The sequence below is a fragment of the Streptomyces sp. 840.1 genome, from assembly GCF_003751445.1.
In the GTDB taxonomy this organism is placed as follows: Bacteria; Actinomycetota; Actinomycetes; order Streptomycetales; family Streptomycetaceae; genus Streptomyces.
In genome coordinates, this window is sequence record NZ_RJUU01000001.1 from 5557199 (window position 1) to 5580356 (window position 23158).

The 23158-nt window shown below is 72.0% G+C and carries 24 protein-coding genes; 6 read left to right on the plus strand and 18 right to left on the minus strand.

Annotated elements, in window-relative coordinates:
* Positions 1–59 precede the first annotated feature (59 nt).
* Positions 60–692 carry a DsbA family protein gene (locus tag EDD93_RS25415; protein ID WP_123527345.1) on the plus strand — a complete coding sequence of 211 codons (633 nt, stop codon included), beginning with the start codon at positions 60–62 and terminating at the stop codon, positions 690–692.
* A 32-nt stretch (positions 693–724) separates the two neighbouring features.
* Here EDD93_RS25415 and EDD93_RS25420 read toward each other — a convergent pair whose 3' ends face one another.
* From EDD93_RS25420 to EDD93_RS25480, 14 genes are all read right to left on the minus strand, one after another.
* Positions 725–1483 carry a sirohydrochlorin chelatase gene (locus tag EDD93_RS25420; RefSeq protein ID WP_123527346.1) on the minus strand — a complete coding sequence of 253 codons (759 nt, stop codon included), beginning with the start codon at positions 1481–1483 and terminating at the stop codon, positions 725–727.
* An 8-nt stretch (positions 1484–1491) separates the two neighbouring features.
* Complete coding sequence (locus EDD93_RS25425; protein ID WP_123527347.1) at positions 1492–2412, minus strand: ABC transporter permease; 921 nt, start codon at positions 2410–2412, stop codon at positions 1492–1494.
* The gene (locus tag EDD93_RS25430; RefSeq protein WP_123527348.1) at positions 2399–3190 is read right to left on the minus strand and encodes an ABC transporter ATP-binding protein; all 792 of its coding nucleotides are present in this window, start codon (positions 3188–3190) and stop codon (positions 2399–2401) included. Before EDD93_RS25430 ends, EDD93_RS25425 begins: the two co-directional genes overlap by 14 nt.
* A 39-nt stretch (positions 3191–3229) precedes the next feature.
* On the minus strand, positions 3230–4345 hold the full coding sequence (locus EDD93_RS25435; protein ID WP_123527349.1) for an ABC transporter substrate-binding protein: 1116 nt from the start codon (positions 4343–4345) through the stop codon (positions 3230–3232).
* Positions 4346–4588: 243 nt separating this feature from the next.
* Positions 4589–5935, minus strand: a complete 1347-nt coding sequence (locus EDD93_RS25440; RefSeq protein WP_123527350.1) for a sulfate adenylyltransferase subunit 1 — start codon at positions 5933–5935, stop codon at positions 4589–4591.
* Between the two features lies 1 nt (position 5936).
* Positions 5937–6872: a sulfate adenylyltransferase subunit CysD gene (cysD, locus tag EDD93_RS25445; RefSeq protein ID WP_123527351.1), complete on the minus strand. Its 936-nt coding sequence runs from the start codon at positions 6870–6872 to the stop codon at positions 5937–5939.
* Positions 6869–7414 carry an adenylyl-sulfate kinase gene (gene cysC, locus EDD93_RS25450; protein ID WP_398904863.1) on the minus strand — a complete coding sequence of 182 codons (546 nt, stop codon included), beginning with the start codon at positions 7412–7414 and terminating at the stop codon, positions 6869–6871. Before cysC ends, cysD begins: the two co-directional genes overlap by 4 nt.
* Before the next feature lie 23 nt (positions 7415–7437).
* Positions 7438–8154 (minus strand): phosphoadenylyl-sulfate reductase, encoded by a 717-nt coding sequence (locus EDD93_RS25455; protein WP_123527353.1) that lies wholly within the window; start codon positions 8152–8154, stop codon positions 7438–7440.
* Entirely contained in the window at positions 8151–8330 is a 180-nt protein-coding gene (locus EDD93_RS25460) for an IS1 family transposase (protein WP_123527354.1), read from the minus strand. The genes EDD93_RS25455 and EDD93_RS25460 overlap by 4 nt, the downstream gene beginning before the upstream one ends.
* On the minus strand, positions 8327–10024 hold the full coding sequence (locus tag EDD93_RS25465) for a nitrite/sulfite reductase (RefSeq protein ID WP_123527355.1): 1698 nt from the start codon (positions 10022–10024) through the stop codon (positions 8327–8329). The genes EDD93_RS25460 and EDD93_RS25465 overlap by 4 nt, the downstream gene beginning before the upstream one ends.
* 115 nt (positions 10025–10139) lie before the next feature.
* The gene (locus tag EDD93_RS40705) at positions 10140–10223 is read right to left on the minus strand and encodes a putative leader peptide (protein ID WP_311318337.1); all 84 of its coding nucleotides are present in this window, start codon (positions 10221–10223) and stop codon (positions 10140–10142) included.
* Positions 10224–10385: 162 nt separating this feature from the next.
* Positions 10386–10991, minus strand: coding sequence for a GNAT family N-acetyltransferase (locus EDD93_RS25470; RefSeq protein WP_123527356.1), 606 nt, complete (start codon positions 10989–10991; stop codon positions 10386–10388).
* 81 nt (positions 10992–11072) lie between these two features.
* Positions 11073–12353, minus strand: coding sequence for a helix-turn-helix domain-containing protein (locus EDD93_RS25475; protein WP_123527357.1), 1281 nt, complete (start codon positions 12351–12353; stop codon positions 11073–11075).
* Positions 12354–12629: 276 nt separating this feature from the next.
* A complete protein-coding gene (locus EDD93_RS25480; protein ID WP_123527358.1) occupies positions 12630–14267 on the minus strand; it encodes an acyl-CoA dehydrogenase family protein in 1638 nt (545 codons plus the stop codon).
* Positions 14268–14284: 17 nt separating this feature from the next.
* On the opposite strand from EDD93_RS25480, the gene EDD93_RS25485 reads away from it, so the two are divergent.
* Complete coding sequence (locus EDD93_RS25485; RefSeq protein WP_185092438.1) at positions 14285–15445, plus strand: YihY/virulence factor BrkB family protein; 1161 nt, start codon at positions 14285–14287, stop codon at positions 15443–15445.
* A 9-nt stretch (positions 15446–15454) separates the two neighbouring features.
* Here EDD93_RS25485 and EDD93_RS25490 read toward each other — a convergent pair whose 3' ends face one another.
* Positions 15455–15859 (minus strand): CU044_2847 family protein, encoded by a 405-nt coding sequence (locus tag EDD93_RS25490; RefSeq protein ID WP_221217334.1) that lies wholly within the window; start codon positions 15857–15859, stop codon positions 15455–15457.
* A gap of 67 nt (positions 15860–15926) precedes the next feature.
* On the opposite strand from EDD93_RS25490, the gene EDD93_RS25495 reads away from it, so the two are divergent.
* Positions 15927–16625, plus strand: a complete 699-nt coding sequence (locus EDD93_RS25495) for a DUF6597 domain-containing transcriptional factor (RefSeq protein ID WP_123527361.1) — start codon at positions 15927–15929, stop codon at positions 16623–16625.
* Positions 16626–16633: 8 nt separating this feature from the next.
* Here the strand turns inward: EDD93_RS25495 and EDD93_RS25500 are convergent, their stop codons facing one another.
* Entirely contained in the window at positions 16634–17206 is a 573-nt protein-coding gene (locus EDD93_RS25500) for a TetR-like C-terminal domain-containing protein (RefSeq protein ID WP_123527362.1), read from the minus strand.
* Between the two features lie 98 nt (positions 17207–17304).
* Here EDD93_RS25500 and EDD93_RS25505 point away from each other — a divergent pair, with 98 nt between their 5' ends.
* Positions 17305–18558: an MFS transporter gene (locus EDD93_RS25505; RefSeq protein WP_123527363.1), complete on the plus strand. Its 1254-nt coding sequence runs from the start codon at positions 17305–17307 to the stop codon at positions 18556–18558.
* 80 nt (positions 18559–18638) lie between these two features.
* On the plus strand, positions 18639–19442 hold the full coding sequence (locus EDD93_RS25510) for an alpha/beta fold hydrolase (protein WP_123527364.1): 804 nt from the start codon (positions 18639–18641) through the stop codon (positions 19440–19442).
* A 764-nt stretch (positions 19443–20206) separates the two neighbouring features.
* On the opposite strand, the gene EDD93_RS25515 is transcribed toward EDD93_RS25510, so the two are convergent.
* The gene (locus EDD93_RS25515; protein ID WP_123527365.1) at positions 20207–20653 is read right to left on the minus strand and encodes a VOC family protein; all 447 of its coding nucleotides are present in this window, start codon (positions 20651–20653) and stop codon (positions 20207–20209) included.
* Between the two features lie 89 nt (positions 20654–20742).
* Between EDD93_RS25515 and EDD93_RS25520 the strand changes: the two genes are divergently transcribed.
* On the plus strand, positions 20743–21441 hold the full coding sequence (locus EDD93_RS25520; RefSeq protein ID WP_123527366.1) for a hypothetical protein: 699 nt from the start codon (positions 20743–20745) through the stop codon (positions 21439–21441).
* Positions 21442–21526: 85 nt separating this feature from the next.
* Here EDD93_RS25520 and EDD93_RS25525 read toward each other — a convergent pair whose 3' ends face one another.
* The gene (locus tag EDD93_RS25525) at positions 21527–23098 is read right to left on the minus strand and encodes a 3-hydroxyacyl-CoA dehydrogenase (protein ID WP_123527367.1); all 1572 of its coding nucleotides are present in this window, start codon (positions 23096–23098) and stop codon (positions 21527–21529) included.
* Positions 23099–23158 lie beyond the last annotated feature (60 nt).

Here is a 23158-nt window from a genome sequence, read left to right on the forward strand (position 1 = left end):
AGTGCGACGGCCTGCAAATGGCCCGTGGAGCTGCGCCACCGACTGGCTAGGCTCCTGCCATGACCACTCACCGCAGCCCGGAACCGGGCAGGCCCGTCGTCGACTTCTACTTCGACCCGGCCTGCCCGTTCGCCTGGATCACCTCGCGCTGGATGCTGGAGGTGGAGCGGCAGCGCGACATCGAGCTCCGCTTCCACGTGATGAGCCTCTACCTGCACAACACCGGCAACGAACTCCCCGACTGGTACCGCACCCTGGTCGACAAGTCGATCGGCCCGGTGCGGGTCGCCGCAGCGGCGGCCGAACAGCACGGCGACGCCGTCCTGCGCGACCTCTACACGGCCTTCGGCACCCGGATCCACCAGCAGAAGAACGAGGACTTCGACGAGGTCGTCGCCCAGTCCCTCGACGAGCTGGGCCTGCCCGCCGAACTGGCCGCCGCCGCGCACACCGACGCTCATGACGCGGCGCTTCGGCGCAGCCACGACGCGGGCAGGGACCCGGCGGCGGACGCGTACGTGGGCACGCCCACCATCCATGTCGACGGGAACGTCTGGTTCGGCCCGGTGCTGCGGGCGGTGCCGCGCGGCGCGGCCGCGGTACGGCTGTTCGACAGCTTCCGGGTACTCGCGGGCGAGGCCGACTTCTTCGAGCTCAAGCGCACCCGCACGGGCAGCCTCGACGTCGGCTGACACGGAGACGGGGACGGGGACGGGGCAGGCGGCTACGCGCTGAGCGACGCCACCGCCGCGTCCGCCACCCGGGCCTCGTCGTACCGGTCGAGCAGCAGCCGCGCCAGCTCCGGCGAGGGGCCGAGCACTCCGGCCAGGACGTCCGTCCCGGCCTCCGCCGCCCCCGCCGCGATGCGGTCGGGAAGGCGGCCGGGCGCGATGACGTACGGGGCGACCGCGACGCGTCGCACACCGTCGGCCCGCAGGGCCCGCACCGCGTCCTCGGTGCGGGGGAGGGATGCGGAGGCGAACGCAGGCCGCACGGAACACCAACCGGTGTGCCGCAGCTCCCGCGCGATTTCAGCGATCACTGCGCTCGCCTCCGGGTCTGTGGAGCCCGCCGATGCCAGGACGAGCCCGGTCGAGCCTCTGTCACCGGGGCGGACCCCGGCCTCGTGCAGCCGCCGTTCCAGGGCGGAGTTCAGCAGCGGTGACGGACCGAGCACCCCGGCCTGGCGCACCCGCAGCCGGGGCAGCCTGCCGCGCGCCTCACGCAGCACCGCCGGGATGTCGGACTTGGCGTGGAAGGCCCGGGTGAGCAGCAGCGGAAGCGCCACCACCTCGCCCGCCCCCCGCGCCGCCAGCCGCTCCAGGACCTGCGGCACGGACGGCGCGTTGAACTCCAGGAACCCGGTCTCCACCCGAAGCCCAGGCCGCAGCGCCCGTACCCGCGCGGTGAGCGCGTGCACGGTCGCGGCGTGCCGGGGATCGCGGCTGCCGTGGGCGATGACGAGGAGGACCGGAGGAGTCATGCCGCCCCTCAGCTCTTGACGAGGAGACCGCGGCTGCGCAGCACCCACCGCTCCAGCGGACTGAAGATGAGCAGGTCGATGGCGATGCCGACGATCAGGATCAGGAAGATGGCGAGGAAGACCATCGACATGCTGCTGGTCTCACGGCCCTGCTCCAGCAACTGGCCCAGGCCCACACCCAGATCGGGCGACGAGGCGATGATCTCGGCTGCCATCAGCGAGCGCCAGGAGAAGGCCCAGCCCTGCTTCAGCCCCGCCAGATAGCCAGGCAGCGAGGCCGGGAGCACGATGTGCCAAGTGCCCCGGAGCCCGGTGGCACCCAGCGTCTGGCCGGCCCGCAGGTGCAGCGGCGGGATCTGGTCGACGCCGGCGACGAGCCCGTTGGCGATCGACGGCACGGCGCCCAGCAGGATCACGGCGTACATCATCCGGTCGTCCAGGCCCAGCCAGATGACCGCCGGCGGCACCCAGGCGACCGACGGCAGCGACTGCAGACCCGAGAGCACGGGACCGATCGCGGCGCGCACCACCTTCACCCGTGACACCAGCAGCCCGAGCGGGGTGCCGATGACGAGTGCGAGGAGGAAGCCGAGCAGGCCGCGCGAGACGCTGGTCCAGATGTAGCCGAGCAGGGTGCCCTGGGCCCAGGCGTCGGACACCTCGCCCCAGACCTGGGAGGGCGAGGGCAGCTTGTAGTCGTCGGTGACCTTCGCCCAGATCAGGATCTGCCAGACGAGGAGCACCAGCGCGACGGCCACCACCGGAGGCAGCACCTTCTGCGTGAGAACCTGGCGCACCGGGGTCCGGCTGACCCGCACGGCGTCGAGAGCGTCGAGCCCCGCTTCGAGGCCGGCCATGTCCTGGGCGGCGTCCTTCGGGGCGCCCGCCCCGGCGGCGCCGCTCTTGGCGGTGGTCTCAGTGCTGGCCATGTCGGCGGATCTCCCCACGCAGTTGTTCGGTGATCTCGACGGAGAGCTCCGCCACGGCGGTGTCCTCGATACGGCGCGGCTGCTCGATGTCGACCGTCCACTCCCGGGCGATCCGGCCCGGCCGCGAGGAGAGCAGCACGACCCGCTCGGCGAGCCGGACGGCCTCCCGCACGTTGTGCGTGACGAAGAGGACCGAGACGTTCGTCTCCCGCCAGATCCGGGTCAGTTCGTCATGCAGCACATCCCGGGTGATGGCGTCGAGTGCGGCGAACGGCTCGTCCATCAGCAGGAGTTGGCTGTCCTGGGCGAGCGCGCGGGCCATCGCCACCCGCTGCCGCATGCCGCCCGACAGCTCGTGCACCCGCTTGCCGTGCGCCCCGCCCAGGCGCACCAGCTCCAGCAGCCGTTCCGCCTCGCCGCGGCGGTCCGACTTCGGTACGCCGCGCAGCCGCAGCGCGAGTTCGATGTTCTTGCCCGCGGTCAGCCACGGGAAGAGGGCGTGCTCCTGGAACATCAGGGCCGGCCGCCCGCCGGGGGTCTCGATGGACCCCGCAGTCGGGCGGTCGAGCCCCGCCACCAGATTGAGCAGCGTCGACTTGCCGCACCCGGATGCCCCCAGGAGGGTGACGAACTCGCCGGGAGCGACATCGAGCGTGATGTCGTCCAGGACGAGCTGCTGCCCCTGCGGTCCGCCGAAGGACTTCGAGACGTGGTCGATACGGGCTGCGTGCCCGACCGCCGTACGGTCCTCGGCCGTGGTGAGCGTGGTCGTGGCCATGGTCGTCACCTCCTGGGAGATCCTGGAACGGTCGGGTGCTTACTTGACGCCGAGACCGGCGTCGGCGACCTCGGGCTTGCCCGCGGCCTTGAGGATCTTGTTCAGCGGCTTCAGGTCGTAGATGCCCGTCAGGTCCGTCCCGTCCAGCAGCCCGGCCTTCACCGCGTGCTTGGCCTCGGTGTCGAGCGTGGCGGCCAGCGGGTCATCGGTGAACTGGATGGACTTCCACGCCGGATCGATGACGTCCGCCGGCAGCTCCTTGCCGGACAGCGTCTTGAGCGCGGCGTTGGCGGAGGCCTTCGCCTTGTCCGGGTTGGCGTTGATCCACGCGTTGGTGTTGACGGACCCGCGCAGTACCGCCTCGACGACGTCCGGGTGCTGGTCGAGGAACTTCTGCGACACGATGATGTTCGTGATGACGAACTTGTTGTCGGGCCACAGCTTCGACTCGTCCAGGAGCACCTTCGCGCCCTGTGCGACCAGCTTGGAGGCGGTCGGCTCGGGCGCCCACGCGCCGTCGATGGAACCGGACTTGTAGGCGTCCGGGGTCACCTTGTTGTCGGTGCGGACCACGGAGACGTCGCCCTTGCCGCTCTGGGCGTCGACCTTCCAGCCCTTCTCGGAGATCCAGTTGAGGAAGGCCACGTCCTGGGTGTTGCCGAGCTGCGGAGTGGCGATCTTCTTGCCCTTGAGGTCGTCCAGGGTCTTGATCTTCTTCGGGTTGACGACCAGCTTCACCCCGCCGGAGGCCGAACCGCCGATGATGCGCAGGCTCTTGCCCTTGGACTTCGTGAAGCCGTTGATCGAGGGGGAGGGGCCGATGAAGCCGATGTCGATCGAACCGGCGTTGAGCGCCTCTATCTCGGAGGGACCCGCGTTGAACGTCGAGGGCTTGACCTCGGTACCGCCCAACTCCTTGGCGATGATGCCTTCCTGGATGCCGACCAGAGCGGTGGCGTGCGTGAGGTTCGGGAAGTAGCCGATCTTCACGGTGTCCGCGGAGAGCTTCTTTCCGCCGGCGGAGACGTTCGCCTTCTTGGCGTCGTCGTCCTTCGCGTCGGAACCGTAGCCGCAGGCGGTGAGCGCCACGGCGAGCAACGGCAGGGCGGCGGCAGCGGCGATGCTGCGGCGCAGCGTGGTACGTGGGGCAGACACGGGAGGATTTCCTCTCGGAGGCCCGGTGCTCACGTCCCCGGAAAGTCGGGGGGCGCGGCCGGGCGGTCGGCAGGTCTTCGTCTGAACTGGCTTTGCGGGCGGTGCGGTTGGTGCTGCCGGGCGCGCAGGCAGTGCGCGTACGTCATCGCGCACATCGCGCAACCCCGCCCTGGCCGCTGCCGAGGGCGCCGCTGCCGACGCGGCCGCCCTCCTTCGCGAAGGTCGAGAAGATGTCCCTGCTCATCAGAAGTCCCACTCGGCGTCGTCGTCCGCCGGGGCCGCGACCCGGGCCGGGGCGGCGGCGAAGGAGGCGCCCGCCATGCCGGCCGACAGGGTGGTGCCGTCGGCGGGGTCGATCAGCAGGAAGGAACCGGTGCGGCGGGAGTCGGCGTACGCGTCGAGCGCGAGCGGCTCGGCGGTGCGCACCACGACCCGGCCGATGTCGTTGGCGGCGAGCCGGCCCGGGGCCGGGTGCTGGGAGAGGTCGTCCAGCGTGAGGCGGGACGGGATGTCCTTGACTATCGCCTTGACCGTGCGGGTGGTGTGCTTGATGAGTACCCGCTGGCCCACGGTGAGGGGCCGGTCCGCGACATGGCAGACGGTCGCCTCGACGTCCTGGGTGACCGCCGGTGCGTCGCCCGAGGGCGCGATCAGGTCACCGCGCGAGACGTCGACGTCGTCCGTGAGCCTGACGGTGACGGACTGGGGGGCCCAGGCGGTGTCGACGCTGGTGCCGAGGAGGTCGATCGCGGCGATCGTCGAGGTACGGCCGGAGGGCAGTACGGTGACGGGCTCGCCGACCCGGAACGCCCCGGCGGCGATCTGGCCGGCGTAGCCCCGGTAGTCGCGGTGCTGCGGGGTCTGCGGCCGGATCACGTACTGGACGGGGAAGCGGGCGTGGCAGCCGGTGAGGTCGTGGCTGACCGGGACGGTCTCCAGGTGCTCCAGAACGGTCGGGCCGCCGTACCAGTCCATGTGGGAGGACGGCTCCACGACGTTGTCGCCGGCCAGCGCGGAGATCGGGATGGCGGTGATCTCCGGGACGCCGAGGGATGCCGCGTAGGCGGTGAACTCCTGCGCGATGGCGGCAAACACCGGTTCCGCGTAGTCGACCAGGTCCATCTTGTTCACGGCCAGCACCACGTGCGGGACGCGGAGCAGGGCGGCGACGGCGGCGTGCCTGCGGGTCTGCTCGACGACCCCGTTGCGGGCGTCGACCAGCACCACGGCCAGCTCGGCGGTGGAGGCACCCGTGACCATGTTGCGGGTGTACTGCACATGGCCCGGGGTGTCGGCCAGGATGAACCGGCGCCGGGCGGTGGCGAAGTAGCGGTAGGCGACATCGATCGTGATGCCCTGCTCACGCTCGGCCCGCAGCCCGTCGGTCAGCAGCGCCAGGTCGGGCGCTTCCTGGCCGCGCTTGCGGGACGCGTCCTCGACCGCCTCCAGCTGGTCGGTCAGAACCGACTTGGAATCGTGCAGCAGCCGTCCCACGAGGGTGGACTTGCCGTCGTCCACGGACCCGGCGGTGGCGAACCGCAGCAGGGTGGTGGCCGACAGCTGCTCGGCCAGCTGGATGGGTGTGGTCATTTTAGAAGTACCCCTCGCGCTTGCGGTCTTCCATCGCGGCCTCGGACATCTTGTCGTCGGCGCGGGTCGCGCCCCGCTCGGTGAGCCGGGAGGCGGCGATCTCGGTGATCACGGCGGCCAGTGTGGTGGCGTCGGAGTCGACGGCGCCGGTGCAGGACATGTCGCCGACGGTGCGGTAGCGGACCTGGCGGGTCTCGGTCCGCTCGTGCTCCTTGGGACCGCCCCAGTCGCCCGCGGTCAGCCACATGCCGGAGCGGCTGAAGACCTCGCGGTCGTGGGCGAAGTAGATCTGCGGGAGCTCGATGCCCTCGCGTTCGATGTACTGCCACACGTCGAGCTCGGTCCAGTTGGAGATCGGGAACACCCGGACGTGCTCGCCCGCGGCGTGCCGGCCGTTGTACAGCTGCCACAGCTCGGGGCGCTGGCGGCGCGGGTCCCACTGGGAGAACTCGTCGCGCAGCGAGAAGACCCGCTCCTTGGCCCGTGCCTTCTCCTCGTCGCGGCGGCCACCGCCGAACACCGCGTCGAAGCGGTGCTGCTGGATCGCCTCGGTCAGCGGCACGGTCTGCAGCGGGTTGCGGGTGCCGTCGGGGCGCTCGCGGAGCTTCCCGGCGTCGATGTACTCCTGGACGGAGGCGACGTGCAGTCGCAGCCCGTGCTCGGCGACCGTGCGGTCGCGGTACTCCAGGACCTCGGGGAAGTTGTGCCCGGTGTCCACGTGCAGCAGCGTGAACGGCACCGGCGCGGGCGCGAACGCCTTCAGCGCCAGATGCAGCATCAGGATCGAGTCCTTGCCGCCCGAGAAAAGGATCACCGGCCGCTCGAACTCCCCCGCCACCTCACGGAAGATGTGCACCGCCTCCGACTCCAGGGAGTCCAGATGGCTGAGTGCGTACGGATTGCCGGTGCCTTCCGACACAGTCGCGACGGTCGTCATGCTGCACCCCTCTCGCTCAGCAGCGCGTACAGCTCCGCCGCGGACTCCTGCACGGTCTGCTGGTGCGACTCGATCCGCAGATCCGGCGACTCGGGAGCCTCGTAGGGGTCGTCCACCCCGGTCAGCCCGCTGATCTCGCCCGCCGCCTGCTTGGCGTAAAGCCCCTTCACGTCGCGCACCGAGCACACCTCGACCGGAGTCGCGACGTGCACCTCCAGGTACGCGGTGCCTTCGGCCTGGTGCCGCTTGCGGACCGCCTCCCGGCTGTCCGCGTACGGCGCGATGACCGGGACGAGCACCTTCACGCCGTTGGCCGCCAGCAGTCCGGCGACGAAGCCGATCCGGGCCACGTTGGTGTGCCGGTCCTCGCGGGAGAAGCCGAGGCCCGCGGAGAGGAACTCCCGGATCTCGTCGCCGTCCAGGACCTCCACGCGGTGGCCCTCGCCGCGCAGCCGCCCGGCGAGTTCACGGGCGATGGTGGTCTTGCCCGCGCTCGGCAGACCGGTCAGCCAGATGGTGGCTCCCGTCTCCGTCACGCTCATCGAAGTCTCCTGATCAGTCGTCATCAGCCGTGCAGCCCGCACTCGGTCTTGCCGCTCCCGGCCCAGCGGCCGGCGCGTGCGTCCTCGCCCTCCAGCACCCGGCGGGTGCAGGGCGCACAGCCGACCGAGGCGTAGCCGTCCATCAGCAGCGGGTTGGTGAGCACCCCGTGCTCCGCGACGTACGCGTCCACGTCGTCCTGGCTCCAGCGGGCGATCGGCGAGACCTTGACCTTCTGCCGCTTCTCGTCCCAGCCGACCACCGGGGTGTTCGCCCGGGTGGGGGACTCGTCGCGGCGCAGCCCGGTCGCCCAGGCCGTGTACGAGGCCAGGCCCTCCTCGAGGGGCTTGACCTTGCGCAGCTTGCAGCAGAGGTCGGGGTCGCGGTCGTGGAGCTTCGGCCCGTACGCGGCGTCCTGCTCGGCCACGCTCTGCCGCGGCGTCAGGGTGATGACGTTGACGTCCATCACCGCCTCCACCGCGTCGCGGGTGCCGATCGTCTCGGGGAAGTGGTAGCCGGTGTCGAGGAAGACCACATCCACGCCGGGCAGGGCCCGGGAGGCGAGGTGGGCGACGACCGCGTCCTCCATCGAGGAGGTGACGCAGAACCGGGGGCCGAAGGTGCGGGTGGCCCACTGCAGGATCTCCGGCGCGGAGGCGTCCTCCAGCTCGCGGCCCGCCCGCTCGGCCAGCTCCCTGAGCTCCTGCGACGTGAGCTCCTCGATTTGCAGGGTGTCCGTCATATCCCGTCCCCTTCACCGTCGTTGCGCGCCAGTCCCCGGGTCAGCAGGCCCAGGAACTTCAGCTGGAACGCTCGGTTGCAGGAGGCGCATTCCCAGGCCCCGTGCCCCGCTTCGTGCGGGCGCAGGTCCTCGTCACCGCAGTAGGGGCAGTGGAACGGTGCGGCGCGCTCGCTCATGACAGCGACTCCGCACTGGCCCGCGCCGCCCAGGTCGCGAAGCGCTCGTCGCCCTCGCGCTCCTTCTGGAAGTTCCCGAGCACCCGCTCCACGTAGTCGGGCAGTTCGTCCGAAGTGACCTTCAGGCCGCGGACCTTGCGGCCGAAGCCGGCCTCCAGGCCGAGCGCGCCGCCCAGGTGCACCTGGTAGCCCTCCACCTGGTTGCCCGAGTCGTCCAGCATGAGCTGGCCCTTGAGGCCGATGTCGGCCGTCTGGATGCGGGCGCAGGCGTTGGGGCAGCCGTTGATGTTGATGGTGAGCGGCTCGTCGAACTCCGGCATGCGGCGCTCCAGTTCGTCGATGAGCGAGGCGCCGCGCGCCTTGGTCTCGACGATCGCCAGCTTGCAGTACTCGATGCCGGTGCAGGCCATCGTGCCGCGGCGGAAGGGGGAGGGCTTCACCTGGAAGCCGAGCTCCTCCAGGCCGGCCACCAGGGAGTCGACCCGGTCCGGCTCCACGTCGAGGATGAGCATCTTCTGCTCGACGGTGGTGCGCAGCCGGTCCGAACCGTGTGCGGCGGCCAGGTCGGCGATCCTGGCCAGGGTGGGGCCGTCCACGCGTCCGACCCGGGGGGCGAAGCCGACGTAGCGGCGGCCGTCCTGCTGCTCGTGGACGCCCACGTGGTCGCGCCAGCGGCTGCTGGGCTGCTCGGGGGCGGGGCCGTCGACCAGCGGCCGCTTCAGGTACTCGTCCTCCAGCACCTGGCGGAATTTGGCGGGTCCCCAGTCGGCCATCAGGAACTTCAGCCGGGCGCGGGTGCGCAGCCGCCGGTACCCGTAGTCCCGGAAGATCCCGACGACTCCGGCCCAGACGTCGGAGACCTCGTCCAAGGGCACCCAGGCGCCCAGGCGTTCGGCGAGCCGGGGGTTGGTCGAGAGGCCGCCGCCGACCCAGAGGTCGAAGCCGGGGCCGTTCTCGGGGTGGACGACGCCGACGAAGGCGATGTCGTTGATCTCGTGGACCACGTCCTGCACGGGCGAGCCGGAGATCGCGGTCTTGAACTTGCGCGGCAGGTTGGAGAACTCCTTGCTGCCGATGTACTTGTCGTGGATCTCGTCGACCGCCGGGGTGCCGTCGATGATCTCGTCGGCGGCGATCCCCGCCACCGGGGAGCCGATGATCACACGCGGGCAGTCGCCGCAGGCCTCCGTCGTGGACAGGCCGACGGCCTCCAGCTTCTCCCAGATGGCCGGGACGTCCTCGATGCGGATCCAGTGCAGCTGGATGTTCTGCCGGTCGGTGACGTCGGCGGTGCCCCGCGCGTAGTCCCGCGAGACCTCACCGATCGCCCGCAGCTGAGCTACCGTCAGGCGCCCGCCGTCGATGCGGACCCGGAGCATGAAGTACCGGTCGTCCAGCTCCTCCGGCTCCAGGACGGCGGTCTTGCCGCCGTCGATGCCGGGCTTGCGCTGCGTGTAGAGGCCCCACCAGCGCATGCGTCCGCGAAGGTCGTTGGGGTCGATCGAGTCGAAGCCGCGCTTGGCGTAGATCGTCTCGATGCGTGCCCGCACGTTGAGACTGTCGTCGTCCTTCTTGAACTGCTCATTGCCGTTGAGAGGGGTGTAGTGCCCCAGGGCCCACTGACCTTCGCCACGGTGGCGTCCCGCCTTGCGGCGAGGTGCGGCGGGCGCAGGCTGTTCCGGGGTAGCGGCCATGACAGTACGTCCTTCGGGACTGCGGGAGGGCGGCTCTGAACTGCACACTCGCATCTGGGCGCGGCGGTGCGCAGGGTTTGCAGAGAAAAAGGGATCGCGGCGGTGCTGGAGACTCTCAGCTCGCCGGACAGATGGCGCTGGACATGCGGCCGAGGTCGACGTGGCGTCGACTCACCAAGGCAGTTCCAGTTCCAGACATGACGGAAGCGTGTCACGCGAATCTCGGAGCAGTCCACCACTATCCATGATGTGGACGAGACTGTCCCGTCAGGTGAGACGCTGTGGCGCCCATCACTGCGGTGACGGGCGCCCTGCCGCCCGGATAACCGGACAACCACGTGCATTTCCTACGGGCGTCGGGCTACGGAAGCAGCTCCCGGCCGGAACCCGGCCACGGCCCCGGAGTCGCGACCTCGGGCTCCGTCTCGGTCCTGGTGTCGAACAGCCGGAAGCCGCGCCGCAGGTAGTTGTCCATGGCGTGCGGCCCGTCCTTCGAGCAGGTGTGCAGCCAGACCCGCTTCGTCGCCGGACGCTGCGGCCACCGCTGCGCCAGGTCCCAGGCGCGGGCCACCCCGTACGAGAGCAGATGACCGCCGATCCGGCGCCCCCGGAACGCCGGGATGAGACCGAAGTACATGATCTCGACCGCGCCGTCGTCCTGCGGGTCCAGCTCGATGTACCCGGCCGGCGTCCCGTCCGCGTACGCCACCCACGTCTCCGCGCCGGGCCGCTCCAGCGCCTCCTGCCACTGCGCGTACGTCATCGACAGCCGGTCCGTCCACCGGATGTCGCCGCCGACCGCCGTGTAGAGGAAGCGGCTGAACTCGGGCAGCGGTATCCCGGACCGGACGATCCGGACATCCCCCTCCGGCACGGCGGAGGGCCGCAGATCATCGGGGGAGGTCTGCTCCAGGGACCAGACGGTCACCTCGGCGGTCGGTTCGGCGGGGCGCGCGGGGTTGCTCATGACCGCCAGAAAACCATGCTCCGCGCCCCCGGCCCAAGCCGGTCCCGGCAGACGGACGCCCACGACCTGCGTGAACGCCGCTCACCGGTCGCTGCGCGCCGCCGTCACCACCGGGGCGTTCGAGCGCGGCAGCAGATCGCCCGGGTGCTCCGGGTGGATCACCTCCACCTCGACCCCGTCACCGAAGCGGTACGGGCGGTGCGCCAGCACCTCCGCGAGATGGCGCCGCAGCCGGGAGATCTCGGCCCGCACCGTCACCGTCCTGGTCGGATCGCCGAAGATGTCCTGCGCCAGCTCGGAGGCGGTACGCCCCTCGCGGTGCAGCGCCAGCGCGAACAGCAGCTCGGCGTGGCGCGGGGAGAGCCGCTGCGTCCAGGTGCCCACCGGGCTCACCACGCTCACCGCGAGGCCGCGCGGCCGGCTCAGATCCAGCACCACCCGGCGCGGCGGGCTGTCCATCGCGCCGTCCGCCACCTGCACCAGCCAGCCGCCCGGCAGCGGCTCCACCCGGCACATCCCGAGCGAGTGCAGCCACACCCGGCCCGGCCGCAGCGACTTCGGCAGCGGCAGCCGGTCCACCGGCGGCATCCCGGTGACCGCCGCAAGCCAGCCGTTGGCGTCCACGGCCAGCGCCCGGCCGCCCAGCCGGCACAGCATGGGGGCCGCCACCGAGCGCAGCCGGTCGATCGACTCCAGATGCCGGGTCCGGATCTCGCTCTCCGCCAGCCGGGCCACCGAACCGACCAGGGCGAGCGTGGTGGGATGGAAGGTGGTCGCGGGGCCGCTGATGTCGACGATCCCCATCAGCCGGCCGTCGCGCGGATCACGCACCGGGGCCGCCGCGCACGTCCACCCGTGCAGACTGCGCACGAAGTGCTCCGCGGAGTGGACCTGCACCGGGGCGCGCGAGGCGATCGCCGTGCCGATCGCGTTGGTGCCGGTGCTCGCCTCGGACCAGGCGGCGCCCTCGGCCAGGCAGATGTCGTCGGCCCGGCGCAGCACCCCCGTGTTGCCCTGGCGCCACAGCACCCGGCCCTCCACGTCGGTGACCACCATGATCTGCTGCGAGGCGTCCGCGATGGCCGTCAGGGCATCCCCGAGCAGCGGCATCACCTCACCCAGCGTGGAGCTCCTGCGCCGGTGCTCGATCTCGTCCGGCTCCAGCAGGACGCTGTGGGTGGACTTCTCCGGGTCGACCCCGCTGCGCAGCACCCGGTCCCACGAGTCCCCGATCTCGGCCCGGGGCGCCAGCGGGATGCGTTCACCGGCCAGCCGCGCCTCGCGGGCCCGGTGGATCAGGCGGGTGGCCCGGTCCGACTCCCGGACAGCCATCCGCATCACATCGACAGGACTTGCCTCCATGCCGGATCCCCCCTGGAGCCTCTGTTTACCGTGTCAAGGCCGCGGGGCCCCATCCTGCCGCTGCCGGGGTCCCGATGTCGCAACTCCACACAATGGTTGCAACCCTCTGCAACTCTGGCGAGGTTCCCCGGTCCGTACAAGAGTGGCGGTACACCGGACGACGCGGCCTCGGCCCCGGAACCCGGTGTGTACAGCATGGGGGGTGGTGCCGTGTCGGCGCAGCACCACCTCCCGTTGCTGCCCCGACGGCCCGTCCGCCGGGCCGGCTCCGTCCGGTCAACGCTCCACGGGCCGCGCCCGTTCCACCACCGAGGCCAGGTCCAGGGTGTGCGGCAGCGTCCCGAAGGCCGAGCCCCAGTCCCCGCCCAGCCGTGACGCGCAGAACGCGTCGGCGACCTCCGGCGGCGCCCAGCGCACCAGCAGCGAGCCCTGCAGCACCAGGGCCATCCGCTCCACCAGCCGCCTGCCCCGCGCCTCGATCCCCGCCAGATCCGCCAGCTCCGTCAGCAGGTCCTTGATCGCCCGGTCCAGCCGGTGATCGGCGCCGCGCGCCAGGCCGACCTCCGAGAGGAACGCGTTCAGCGCCAGTGGCTCACGCTGCAGCGCCCGCAGGACGTCCAGCGCCTGCACGTTCCCCGAGCCCTCCCAGATCGAGTTGAGCGGTGCCTCGCGCAACAGCCGGGGCATCCCCGACTCCTCCACGTACCCGTTGCCGCCCAGGCACTCCAGCGCCTCGCCCACCATCGGCGCGCACCGCTTCGTCACCCAGTACTTGGCCGCCGGGACCGCGATCCGCAGGAACGCCGCCTCGCTCGGTGTCCCGGCGTCGTACGCGGCGGCCAGCCGCATCGCCAGCACCGTGGCCGCCTCCGACTCCAGCGCCAGATCGGCCAGCACGTTGCGCATCAGCGGCTTGTCGGCCAGCAGGCCGCCGAACGCGCTCCGGTACGAGGCGTGGTGGACCGCCTGCGCCACCGCCTGCCGCATCAGCGCGGCCGAGCCGGTCACACAGTCGAGGCGGGTCGCCGCCACCATGTCGATGATGGTGCGCACCCCGCGCCCCTCCTCACCGATCCGGCGCACCCACGTACCGTCGAACTCGACCTCGGCCGATGCGTTGGACCGGTTGCCCAACTTGTCCTTGAGCCGCTGGATCGCGAACGCGTTGCGGGTGCCGTCCGGCAGCACCCGGGGCAGCAGGAAGCACGTCGGACCGCCGGGTGCCTGCGCCAGGACCAGGAACCCGTCGGACATCGGCGCCGAGCAGAACCACTTGTGCCCGGTGAGCAGGTACTCGCCCTCGGCGGACAGCGGCTCGGCGCGCGTCGTGTTCGACCGGACGTCCGTGCCGCCCTGCTTCTCCGTCATGGCCATCCCCAGGAGCACCCCGCCCTTCTCCCCGGCCGGGCGGAGCCCCTCCTCGTACACGTGCGAGGTCAGCAGCGGCTCCCACTCGGCGGCCACCGCCGGATCGGTGCGCAGCGCGGGCACCGCCGCGTGCGTCATCGAGAGCGGGCAGCCGTGGCCCGCCTCGGCCTGCGTCCAGACGAGGAATCCGGCCGCCCGGCGCACGTGCCCGCCCGGCCGGTCCCAGGCGTCGGTCAGCCCGGCGGAGACCGCGTGGCCCAGGAGGCGGTGCCAGGCCGGATGGAACTCCACCTCGTCCACGCGGTTCCCGTACCGGTCATGGGTACGGAGCCGGGGCGGGTTCTCGTTCGCCTGCGCACCCCACCGCTGCGCCTGCGCGGAACCGGCGGAGAGGCCGAGCCGGACCAGCCCGGCCCGCGCCTCTTCGTGCAGTTCCGGCGGGAGGTGCCGGTCCACGGCCTCGGTGAGCGCGGGGTCCGCGGAGAAGACGTCGTAGCCGAGCAGGGGAGGGGGCTGGTTGGACACTGTGTGGGTGGTGGCTGCCATGCCGATACGGTAAGGACGTGCAGGCAGCAAATGAAACACCCGAGCGGCCACCGGGCCGGCTCCACCGGGCGCGAGTCCTCTACCGCAACGTCTCCAAGCGGCAGATGGCCTGGCAATTGCTCAAGGACACCGTCAACTCGTGCATGGAGTACCGCATTCTGGGGCTCGCGGCCGAGGCGGCGTTCTTCACCCTGCTCTCCCTGCCGCCGCTGCTGCTGGGCCTGATCGGCCTGCTCGGCTACGTCGACGAGTGGACCAGCACCACCACGGTCGCCTCGATCGAGAACAACATCCTCAGCGCGGCGCAGACCGTCCTCTCCCAGCGCGGCGTCAACGACTTCGCCAAACCGCTGCTGGCGGACGTCACCACCGGGGCCCGGCCCGACGTCATCTCCATCGGTTTCGCGATCGCGCTCTGGTCCGGCTCCCGTGCGGTCAACGTCTTCATCGACACCATCACCGTGATGTACGGGCTCGACGGCCAGCGCGGCATCGTCAAGACCCGGATGCTCGCCTTCCTGCTGTACGTGGTGGCGCTGCTGCTCGGCGCGGTCGTACTGCCGCTCCTGGTGGTCGGCCCCGACCGGGTCGTGGAGTTCATCCCCTGGGGCACCGAGCTGATAAGCGTCATGTACTGGCCGGTGGTGATACTGCTGTCCATCTCCTTCCTGACGACGCTCTACCACGTGTCCGTCCCCGTCCGCTCGCCGTGGATCGAGGACACCCCGGGCGCCCTGATGGCGCTCGCGATCTGGGTGCTGGGCAGCTTCCTGCTGCGGATCTACCTCACCAGTACGGTCGAGGGGCCGACGATCTACGGATCACTCGCCGCACCGATCGCGGTGCTGCTGTGGATCGGCATCTCCGCGTTCGCGGTGCTGGTGGGCGCCGCCGTCAACGCGGCCATCGACCGGGTGTGGCCCTCGGTGGCCACGGCCGCGGCACGTGCGGCCAACGACCGGGTGCGCGCGGTCCAGGCGGCGGAGTTCGTGGCCCGCACCCAGGCGGAGAGCTGGGACGAGGACGTGGACGACGAGGGGGACGAGGGAGACAGTCCCTACATGCCGTCCGAGTTCCCGGAGCGGTGGTCCCGGTTCCTGCCGCCCGACGACGTGAAGTCCAGGCTCCAGCCGAGCCGCGAGAAGGAACCGGACAAGCCGTACCAGCCCGGCGAATGAGCCCGCCCGTCAGCCGGCGGCCGGCGTCGGCGGCACCGGCGGGGCCTGCGGCGGCCGGGCTGCCTGTGCCGGCAGTACGGGCTGCGGCTCCGGCGTCGAACCGGGCGACCACGACAGCTTGACCGTCAGATGGCCCTCCACCGCGCTCTTGGCGATCACGGCCCCGGCCTCGGTGGTGATCTTCACACCGAACTCGATCTCCACCCCGTCCGGCTTCAGTGAGCCGTCCCGGAACACCGCGAGTGCCGATTCGGCCGCCGCCCGGATCCCCTGGAGCGCGTGGTCGAAAGTGCGCCCGGACCGGGCCAGCGCGTTCCCGTCCCGCGAGACCAGCCGCGCACCCGGGGCGTGCCGGTCGACCTCCACCGTCACCGTCGCGCCGCTGTCGGTGGTGAACTCCATCAAAGCCGCCATGACCGCCCCCGGGGATGCCGATTCCGCCCGTTTTCCGTCGCGCCCGTCCTTGGACGAGACTAGTGGCATGGGCGACCGGTACGAAGAGCGCGCGTCGAGACTGGACGGCGCGAAGGTGTGGACCCTGAGCGTGGACCCGGGCTCGGTGCACCCCGTGCTGCCGGACGGCTGCATGGACCTGCTCTGGATCGGCGGCAGCCTGCTCGTCGCGGGCCCGGACACCCACGCCGGACCCGCTTCCGTGAGCGACGGGGGCAGCTTCGCCGGCATCCGGTTCGCGCCCGGCACCGCGCCCGCCCTGCTCGGCGTACCGGCGCACGAGCTGCGCGACCGCCGGATCGCACTGGCCGGGCTGTGGCCGGACGCGGAGGTCCGCGAGCTCACCGAACGGGTCGCCTCGGCCGCCGACCCGGCCACCGCCCTGGAGGAGATCGCCCTGCGCAGAGCGGCCGGCGCCGCGCCCCCGGACCCGGTGATGACGTTCGTCGCCGGACAGCTGGACGCGGGGCGGTCCGTCGCGGACACGGCCCGCGCGGCCGGGCTCGGCGCACGCCAGCTGCACCGCCGCTCCCTCGCCGCCTTCGGATACGGCCCCAAGACGCTCGCCCGGGTCCTGCGGCTGCAGCGCGCGCTGGCCCTCGTACGGTCCGGAACGCCGTACGCGGACGCCGCGCTCGCGGCGGGCTGCGCCGACCAGGCGCACCTCGCCCGGGAGATGCGTGAACTGGCCGGCACCACCCTGACCGGGTACCTCGCCGCGCCCTGACGGGGGCTTCAGTCCGGCAGCAGGTGTGACACCAGGGTGCGTGCCCATTCAGGAGTGAGGGGCTCGTCGGTGAAGACGGCCCTGTAGTAGAGGGGCGCGAGCACGGCGTCCGTGGTGCGTTCCAGGCTCGGCGGCTGTCCGCCCCGAGCCCGCTCCCGGTCGAGCACGGCCTCAAGTTGTTGCCGGCGTTCTCCGCGGCACGCGGCGGCGCCCTGCTCTCCACCGGTGCCGATGGTGGCACGCACCAGGGCGAGGGTGTCCGGGTCGCAGAGGTCCCTGGCGAGGTCGGCCGCGTAGCGTTCCAGGTCCTCGCGCAGGCTTCCGGTGTCCGGTACCACGATGCCGCCGGAGAAACGGCTGGTCGCGACGTCGGCGAGCAGCTCACCGATAGTGCCCCAGCGGCGGTAGACCGTGGTGGCGTGCACGCCGGCGTGGCCGGCCACGACCGGAATCGTCAGCGGTTCGCCGGCCTTGTCGGCGACCAGTTCCCTGACGGCCCGGTGAACGGCCGCGCGCACTCGGGCGGAGCGGCCCCCTGGCCGGCTCGCGGTCTGCGGGACGGAAGAAGCGGTAGCGGACACCCGACCAGTATCGCACTCATCATTGCGCTAGCGTCGCAGCGATCGCTGCGTTTGTGTTAGCGTCGCACCACTAACGCACAGATCACTGCGAGATGAATATGTCTATTTGCTCTGCCGTATCCGTCGTACCGTCCGGCGCGGGCACCCGCCGTGTGCTGCGCGGAGCCGCCTTCCCAGGCGCGGCCGCCGTCTTCGTCGCCTTTCTGGCCGCCTCCAGCGTGCCGTCCCCGCTCTACCCGATCTACCAGCAGCAATGGCACTTCTCCGCGTGGGTGCTGACCGTCGTCTTCGCCCTGTACGTGGTCGGCCTGCTGGCCTCGTTGCTCGTCGTCGGGGGGCTGTCGGACCACCTCGGCCGCCGGCCGGTGCTCGCCGCGGCGATCGCGCTGGAGACGGTCGCGCTCGTCTTGTTCCTCACCGCCGGGAACGTGGCCGTCCTGGCTGTCGCCCGGGTGGTGCAGGGCATCGCCACCGGGGCGGCGACTACCACCCTGAGCGCCGCCCTCGTCGACCTCGAACCGCCGCACGCCCGTGGCCGCGCGGGCGTCCTCACCTCGGTGGCCCCCCTGACCGGACTCGCCCTCGGCGCTCTGGGCTCCGGTGTACTGGTGGAGTTCGGCCCCGCCCCGACGCGGCTGGTCTACGTCCTGCTGCTCGGCGCCATGGCGCTGGCGGCGGTCGTCACCGCTCTCCTGCCGGAGACCTCCCTGCGCCGGCCGGGAGCCGTCGCCTCCCTGCGCCCGCGGGCCGCGCTGCCCGCGCACCTGCGAGCGGACATCGTCCCTGTGGTGCCGGCGATGATCGCCGCCTGGGCACTGGCCGGGCTGTTCCTCTCCCTCGGCCCGTCCGTCGCGGCCCAGTTGCTGGGGCTGCACAGCCGCCTGGTCGGCGGCGTCGTCGTGACCCTGCTGGCGGGCACCGGAGCGCTCACGGTCGCCGCGCTCCGCTCCCGTTCCGCGTCCTCGCTGCTGGCCCCCTCCTCCGCGCTGCTCGGACTCGGCGTCCTTACCGCGCTCGCCGGCATCGTGGCCGGCCTCGTCTGGCTCGCCGCCCTCGGCACCGTCGTCGCGGGCACCGGCCTCGGCGCCTCGGTGCTGGCGACGTTCGGCACCTTCGCCCGGATCGCCAGGCCCCATGAGCGCAGCGAGGTCTTCGCCTCGGCGAACATCATCAACTATCTCGGCAACAGCGTGCCCGCCGTGCTCGGCGGCATCGCCGTCACCACCCTGGGCCTGCGGACCGCCACCGAGATCTACGCACTGGCGATCGTGGCGATCGTCTTCGCCGCCTTCCTCCTGCGCCTGAACCAGTCACGGACGCGGCGCCGCGCCGTTGCGGCACCGGGCGAGTGAGGCACCGGCCCGCGGCGACCACCGCGTTCCCCGCTCCGGAAGACCGACACGGAACCACTCGTGCGAAAGAAGGACACCCCATGACGAACGCAAACAGCAGAATCAGCGAGAACCTCGCAGTCCGGCGATCGGACCACACGACGGTCCGGTACACGGCCAGTGGCCCCGCCGACGGGCCGGCCATGATGCTCATCCACGGCTGGGGGTGCGACCGCGGCGACTTCGACGTGGTGACCGGCCATCTGCCCGAGCACTACCGCATCCTCGCGGTCGACCTCGCCGAGCACGGCGAGTCACGGTCGACACGGCAGGTGTGGACCATGGAGGAGTTCGCCCGCGACGCGGCGGCGGTGCTGGAGGCCGAGTCGGTGACCACCGCCGTCGTGGTCGGGCACTCCCTCGGCGCGGCGGTCGCCGTCGAAACCGCCCGGCTGCTCCCCGGCACGGTCACTCACGTGGTCGCGCTCGACGGACTGCACTATCTGTCCCTGTTCCCGGCGCAGAACGAGGAGCAGACCAATGCCGTGGTGGGCATGTTCCGCGACGACTTCGCCTCGGCGGTGCGCGGTCTCGTCGAAGGGGGTTCGCCGGCCGGGACCGACCCGGCGCTCTCTGAGGCGTACTTCGAGAAGATGGTGGCGGTGCGCCGTCCCGCGGGCCTGCGCGCCATCGAGGGCCTGGTGCGCTGGGACATGGACGCCGCCCTGCGCGAGACGAAACAGCCGGTCACGGTGTTCGCCGTTCGCGACCTGGTCACCCAGGAAGCGATCGACCGCTACCGGGACCGCCTCGACATCGTGCTCGTCGACCTGGGCAGCCACCACTTCCCGGTGGAGGCCCCCGAAGACACGGCGAGGCTTCTGGCCGGCGTCGCGAGCCGTTGAGGCATCGGACGGTCCTCGGGAAGGCGCGGGTCCGAGTCCTTGCCGGGGCCGGCTCCCGCAACCGGTCAGCCGATGGCCCACGGTGTCCCAGAACCACGGCGGGTGCGCCAGCGGCAGCCGTCGTGCCCGCGCGGCCATCGAGTCGACGAACCGACCGGGCTCGGTCCAGGGCAGGTTGAGCTCGGGGCCCATGTCCGTGACCAGCTCACGCGCGAGCCCTGCCGCGCCCGGATCGTGGGCGGCCGCCAGTCGGCGCAGGCGGGCGCCGCTACCTCGTGGGTAACGACACGGTGATCTCCGCCGGGCCGGAGTGGTCGAGTACCCAACGGGCCCCTTCGCGGGAGGACTTGGCATGCCGTACTTCGAGGGATCCGACGGAACGAGCCTGTTCTGGACCGACTGGGGCAGGGCAAGCCGGTGGTGTTCGCGGCGGGGGCCTGGCTCAGCAGCAGCGCATGGGAGTTGCAGATGCTCCCGCTGCCGGAACGGGGACGGGTACGACCGGGTGAGCCGGATCGTGCTGGTCGCCGTCACCGCGCCGTTGGCGGTCAGGACGCCGGACAACCCCGGCGGAGTCGAGGAGGGCGTCCTCGAAGCGCGGCCGGCGGACCGGAGCCTCGGCCGTCCGAGGCGGATGGCCCAGAACACCCACGCGTTCTTCGCGACGCACCTCGGGAACAAGGTCTCCTCCGAGCCGACCGGCTCAACCGGGACCTGCTCGACTTCACCGGGGCCGACGCCGCGGTCCGCTGATCCGCCCCGCCTCAGGACGCCGCCGCCGCGAACAGTGACACGGCGCAGCCGTCCGGGTCGAGGACGACGGCGTACCGCTGCCCCCACACCGCGTCCCACGGCTTCAGATGGCCCCGGTACCCGGCGCCCGTCAGCTCCCCGTAGACGGCGTCGACCTCCGCTGGGCTGTCGCAGAGGAAGGCGAGACCGAGGCGCTCACCGCCCTTCGGCCCCGGCCATTCGGGGTCGAAGGAGCGGACGACGTCCTCGGTGTCCCACAGCAGGCGCTGTCCGCCCGGGAGCGTCACTTCGACATGGGGAGCGGATTCCGCGTCGGCGGGGATGTCGAGGCCGAGCCGGCGGTAGAAGGCGAGCGATGCGGGCAGATCCGCGGTGGTGATGCCGATCGCGTCAAGTCGTGGAGTCATGATCCGACCGTAGGCCGGGCAACCGCGGACGGTCTTGAACGAATCGGTCATGCCCGGCCAACCTGGGGGGAGATGTCGGACCCGTGGCATAGATTCCGGGGGAGACCGGTTGTGGGGCCGGGCAGTAGGGGGCGAGGGAAATGACACGGGGACGGTTTGTCGCGCAGGCACCGCTGGTGCTGGCCTGTGTGCTGGTGGCCTGGCAGGTGTGGATGCTGTTCCGCGTCACCGCCGCCGAGAGCACGCACGTGATGTGGAACTGCGGCGGGGAATCGAGCTGCGGGACCGACGGCATGGTGGGCGCGGCGCCGTTCATGGGCCTCGCGGTCGCCGCGGCGCTGGCGCTGATGTCCCGGCGCTATCTGCACCGGGCCGCGCCGGGCGCCGCCCTCACGCTCGCCGCCGTCGCGTTCGGATCGGGCTGGCAGGCGGCCGTGGACGCCGGGGATCTCCGGCCGGACGAGTCCGTTGAATGGCTGGTGGGCCGGTTCACGGCATCGGACTGGATAGCCGTCTCCTGGACCGTCGCCGCCGTCTTCGCGCTCGTGGCCGGGTGGGGCGCCGGCAGTAGCCTGCGCCGGACCGGCGGACTGCACCGGCTGCGGCTCGGCGCCCGGCTGGCCGTCGCCGACGCCGAACTGGACGGCTGGAGGCCGGCAGGGCGCGGGCGTGGCCACGTCGTGGTGCGCTTCGAGGACGGGGACGGGGCGCGCCACGAATTCCCGGCCGTCGTCGGCCGGTACGCGCAGGGGCGTCGGACAGTCGCGCTGTACGACAGGCGCAACCCCGGCTCCGCGGCAGACTGCCGGGTCTCGATACCGCGGAAGGGGACGCGGTGAATCCGCGTACCGCGCTGCCGGGCCTCGGCACGGGCGGTGCGGCGGACCGCCCGTGCCGTCCGTCCCGTCCGTCCCGTCCGCCCCGTCACACCGTCCCGGGTCCGTCCTGCGCCGCCCCGAGGCACTGTTCCGGGGACGTGCCGGGGTCCGTCAGGGCCAGGCCCAGCGCGGCGCGTTCGGTGACCCAGCGGGTCGGGCGGTGGCGCGGGTCGCCGGTCGTCGCGTACAGGGCGCGGTGCAGCTCCAGCATCCTGCTCCCGCCGATCCGGTCGCCCCAGGCCAGCGGCCCGACCGGGTAGCCGAGACCGGTCGTGACGGCCGCATCGATGTCGGCCGGGGCCGCCAGGGCGCGCTCCGCGATGGACGCCGAGACCGACACGATGGAGGCGAGCAGCCGCTGGGCGACCGTGCCCGCCGTGTCCCGTACCACCGACACCGCGAAGGGCGCGGCGCCCTGCGACGCCCGTGCCAGCACCGCGCGGGCGTCCCGCGCGGCCGCCGGCTGCGCGGCCGGTGTCACGGCGAGCACCCGGCGCCGCCCGGCCGCCGGCAGCGGGTCCACACCGAAGGTGCGCCCGGCGGGCAGCCCGTGCGCGGCGACCGCCGATGCGACCGTGGTGCCCCAGACCGGGACCAGCACCAGGGCCCCGGCCGACGGCTGCGGACCGGACTCGACCGTGGCGCCCGCACCGGTCAGCGCCTCGCGCAGCGCGGCGGCGTCCCGGTCGCCGGGCGCGGCGGCGAAGACGTGCACCGGGCGGTCCGCGTCGCCGGTGACCGGCGCCTCCTCGGCGGGTGCGGGCGCCTCGGAGCCGTACGCGAACCAGCCGCGTCCGGTCTTGCGGCCGTGGAGTCCGGCCACCACCCGGTTCGGGGTCAGGTAGGAGGGGCGCAGCCGGTCCTCGTGGCGGAAGCCCTCCCAGATCGAGTCGATGACCGCGGCGGTCACATCGAGTCCGGTGAGGTCCATCAGCTCGAACGGGCCCATCCGCAGGCCGAGTACGTCCCGGGCGATCCGGTCGATGCCCGCTGGGTCGCTCACGTTCTCCTCCAGCAGCGCGAGCGCCTCCGTCGCGAGTCCGCGCCCGGCGTGGTTGACGAGGAAGCCGGGTGTGTCCGCGACGGTGACCGCGCGGTGGCCGCAGCTCTCCACCAGCCCGGTGAGCAGCGGCGGGATGTCCGGCCGGGTGGCCGCGCCGGGCACGACCTCGACGATCCGCATCAGCGGCACCGGGTTGAAGAAGTGCAGCCCGGCCAGGCGCGTCGGGTCATCCAGCGTGGCGGCGATCCGGGTCACGGACAGCGAGGAGGTGTTGGTCGCGAAGACGGCCGCCGCGGGCAGCGCCCGCTCCAGCCGGCCGAAGACCTCCGCCTTGGTGGCGAGGTCCTCCCGTACGGCCTCGATGACCAGCTCGACCTCCGGTCCCTCGGCCCACGGGTCCGCCAGCGGGACGAGGCGCTCCACGGCTGCCGCCGCGTCCCCGGCGGCCATCCGGCCCTTCTGTACGGCCCGTTCCAGCATGGCGCGCACGAAGCCGGCCGCCTCGGTCACCGCCTCCGGCCGTACGTCGCACAGCTCGACGGTGTGTCCGGCCACGGCCGCCCACTGGGCGATGCCTCGGCCCATGGCTCCGGCTCCGACGATCCTGATACGCATGGCAGTCACGGTCCTCTCGGGGTGGGGACAGACGGGTCGATCCGGTGGTTCCCGCGGTTC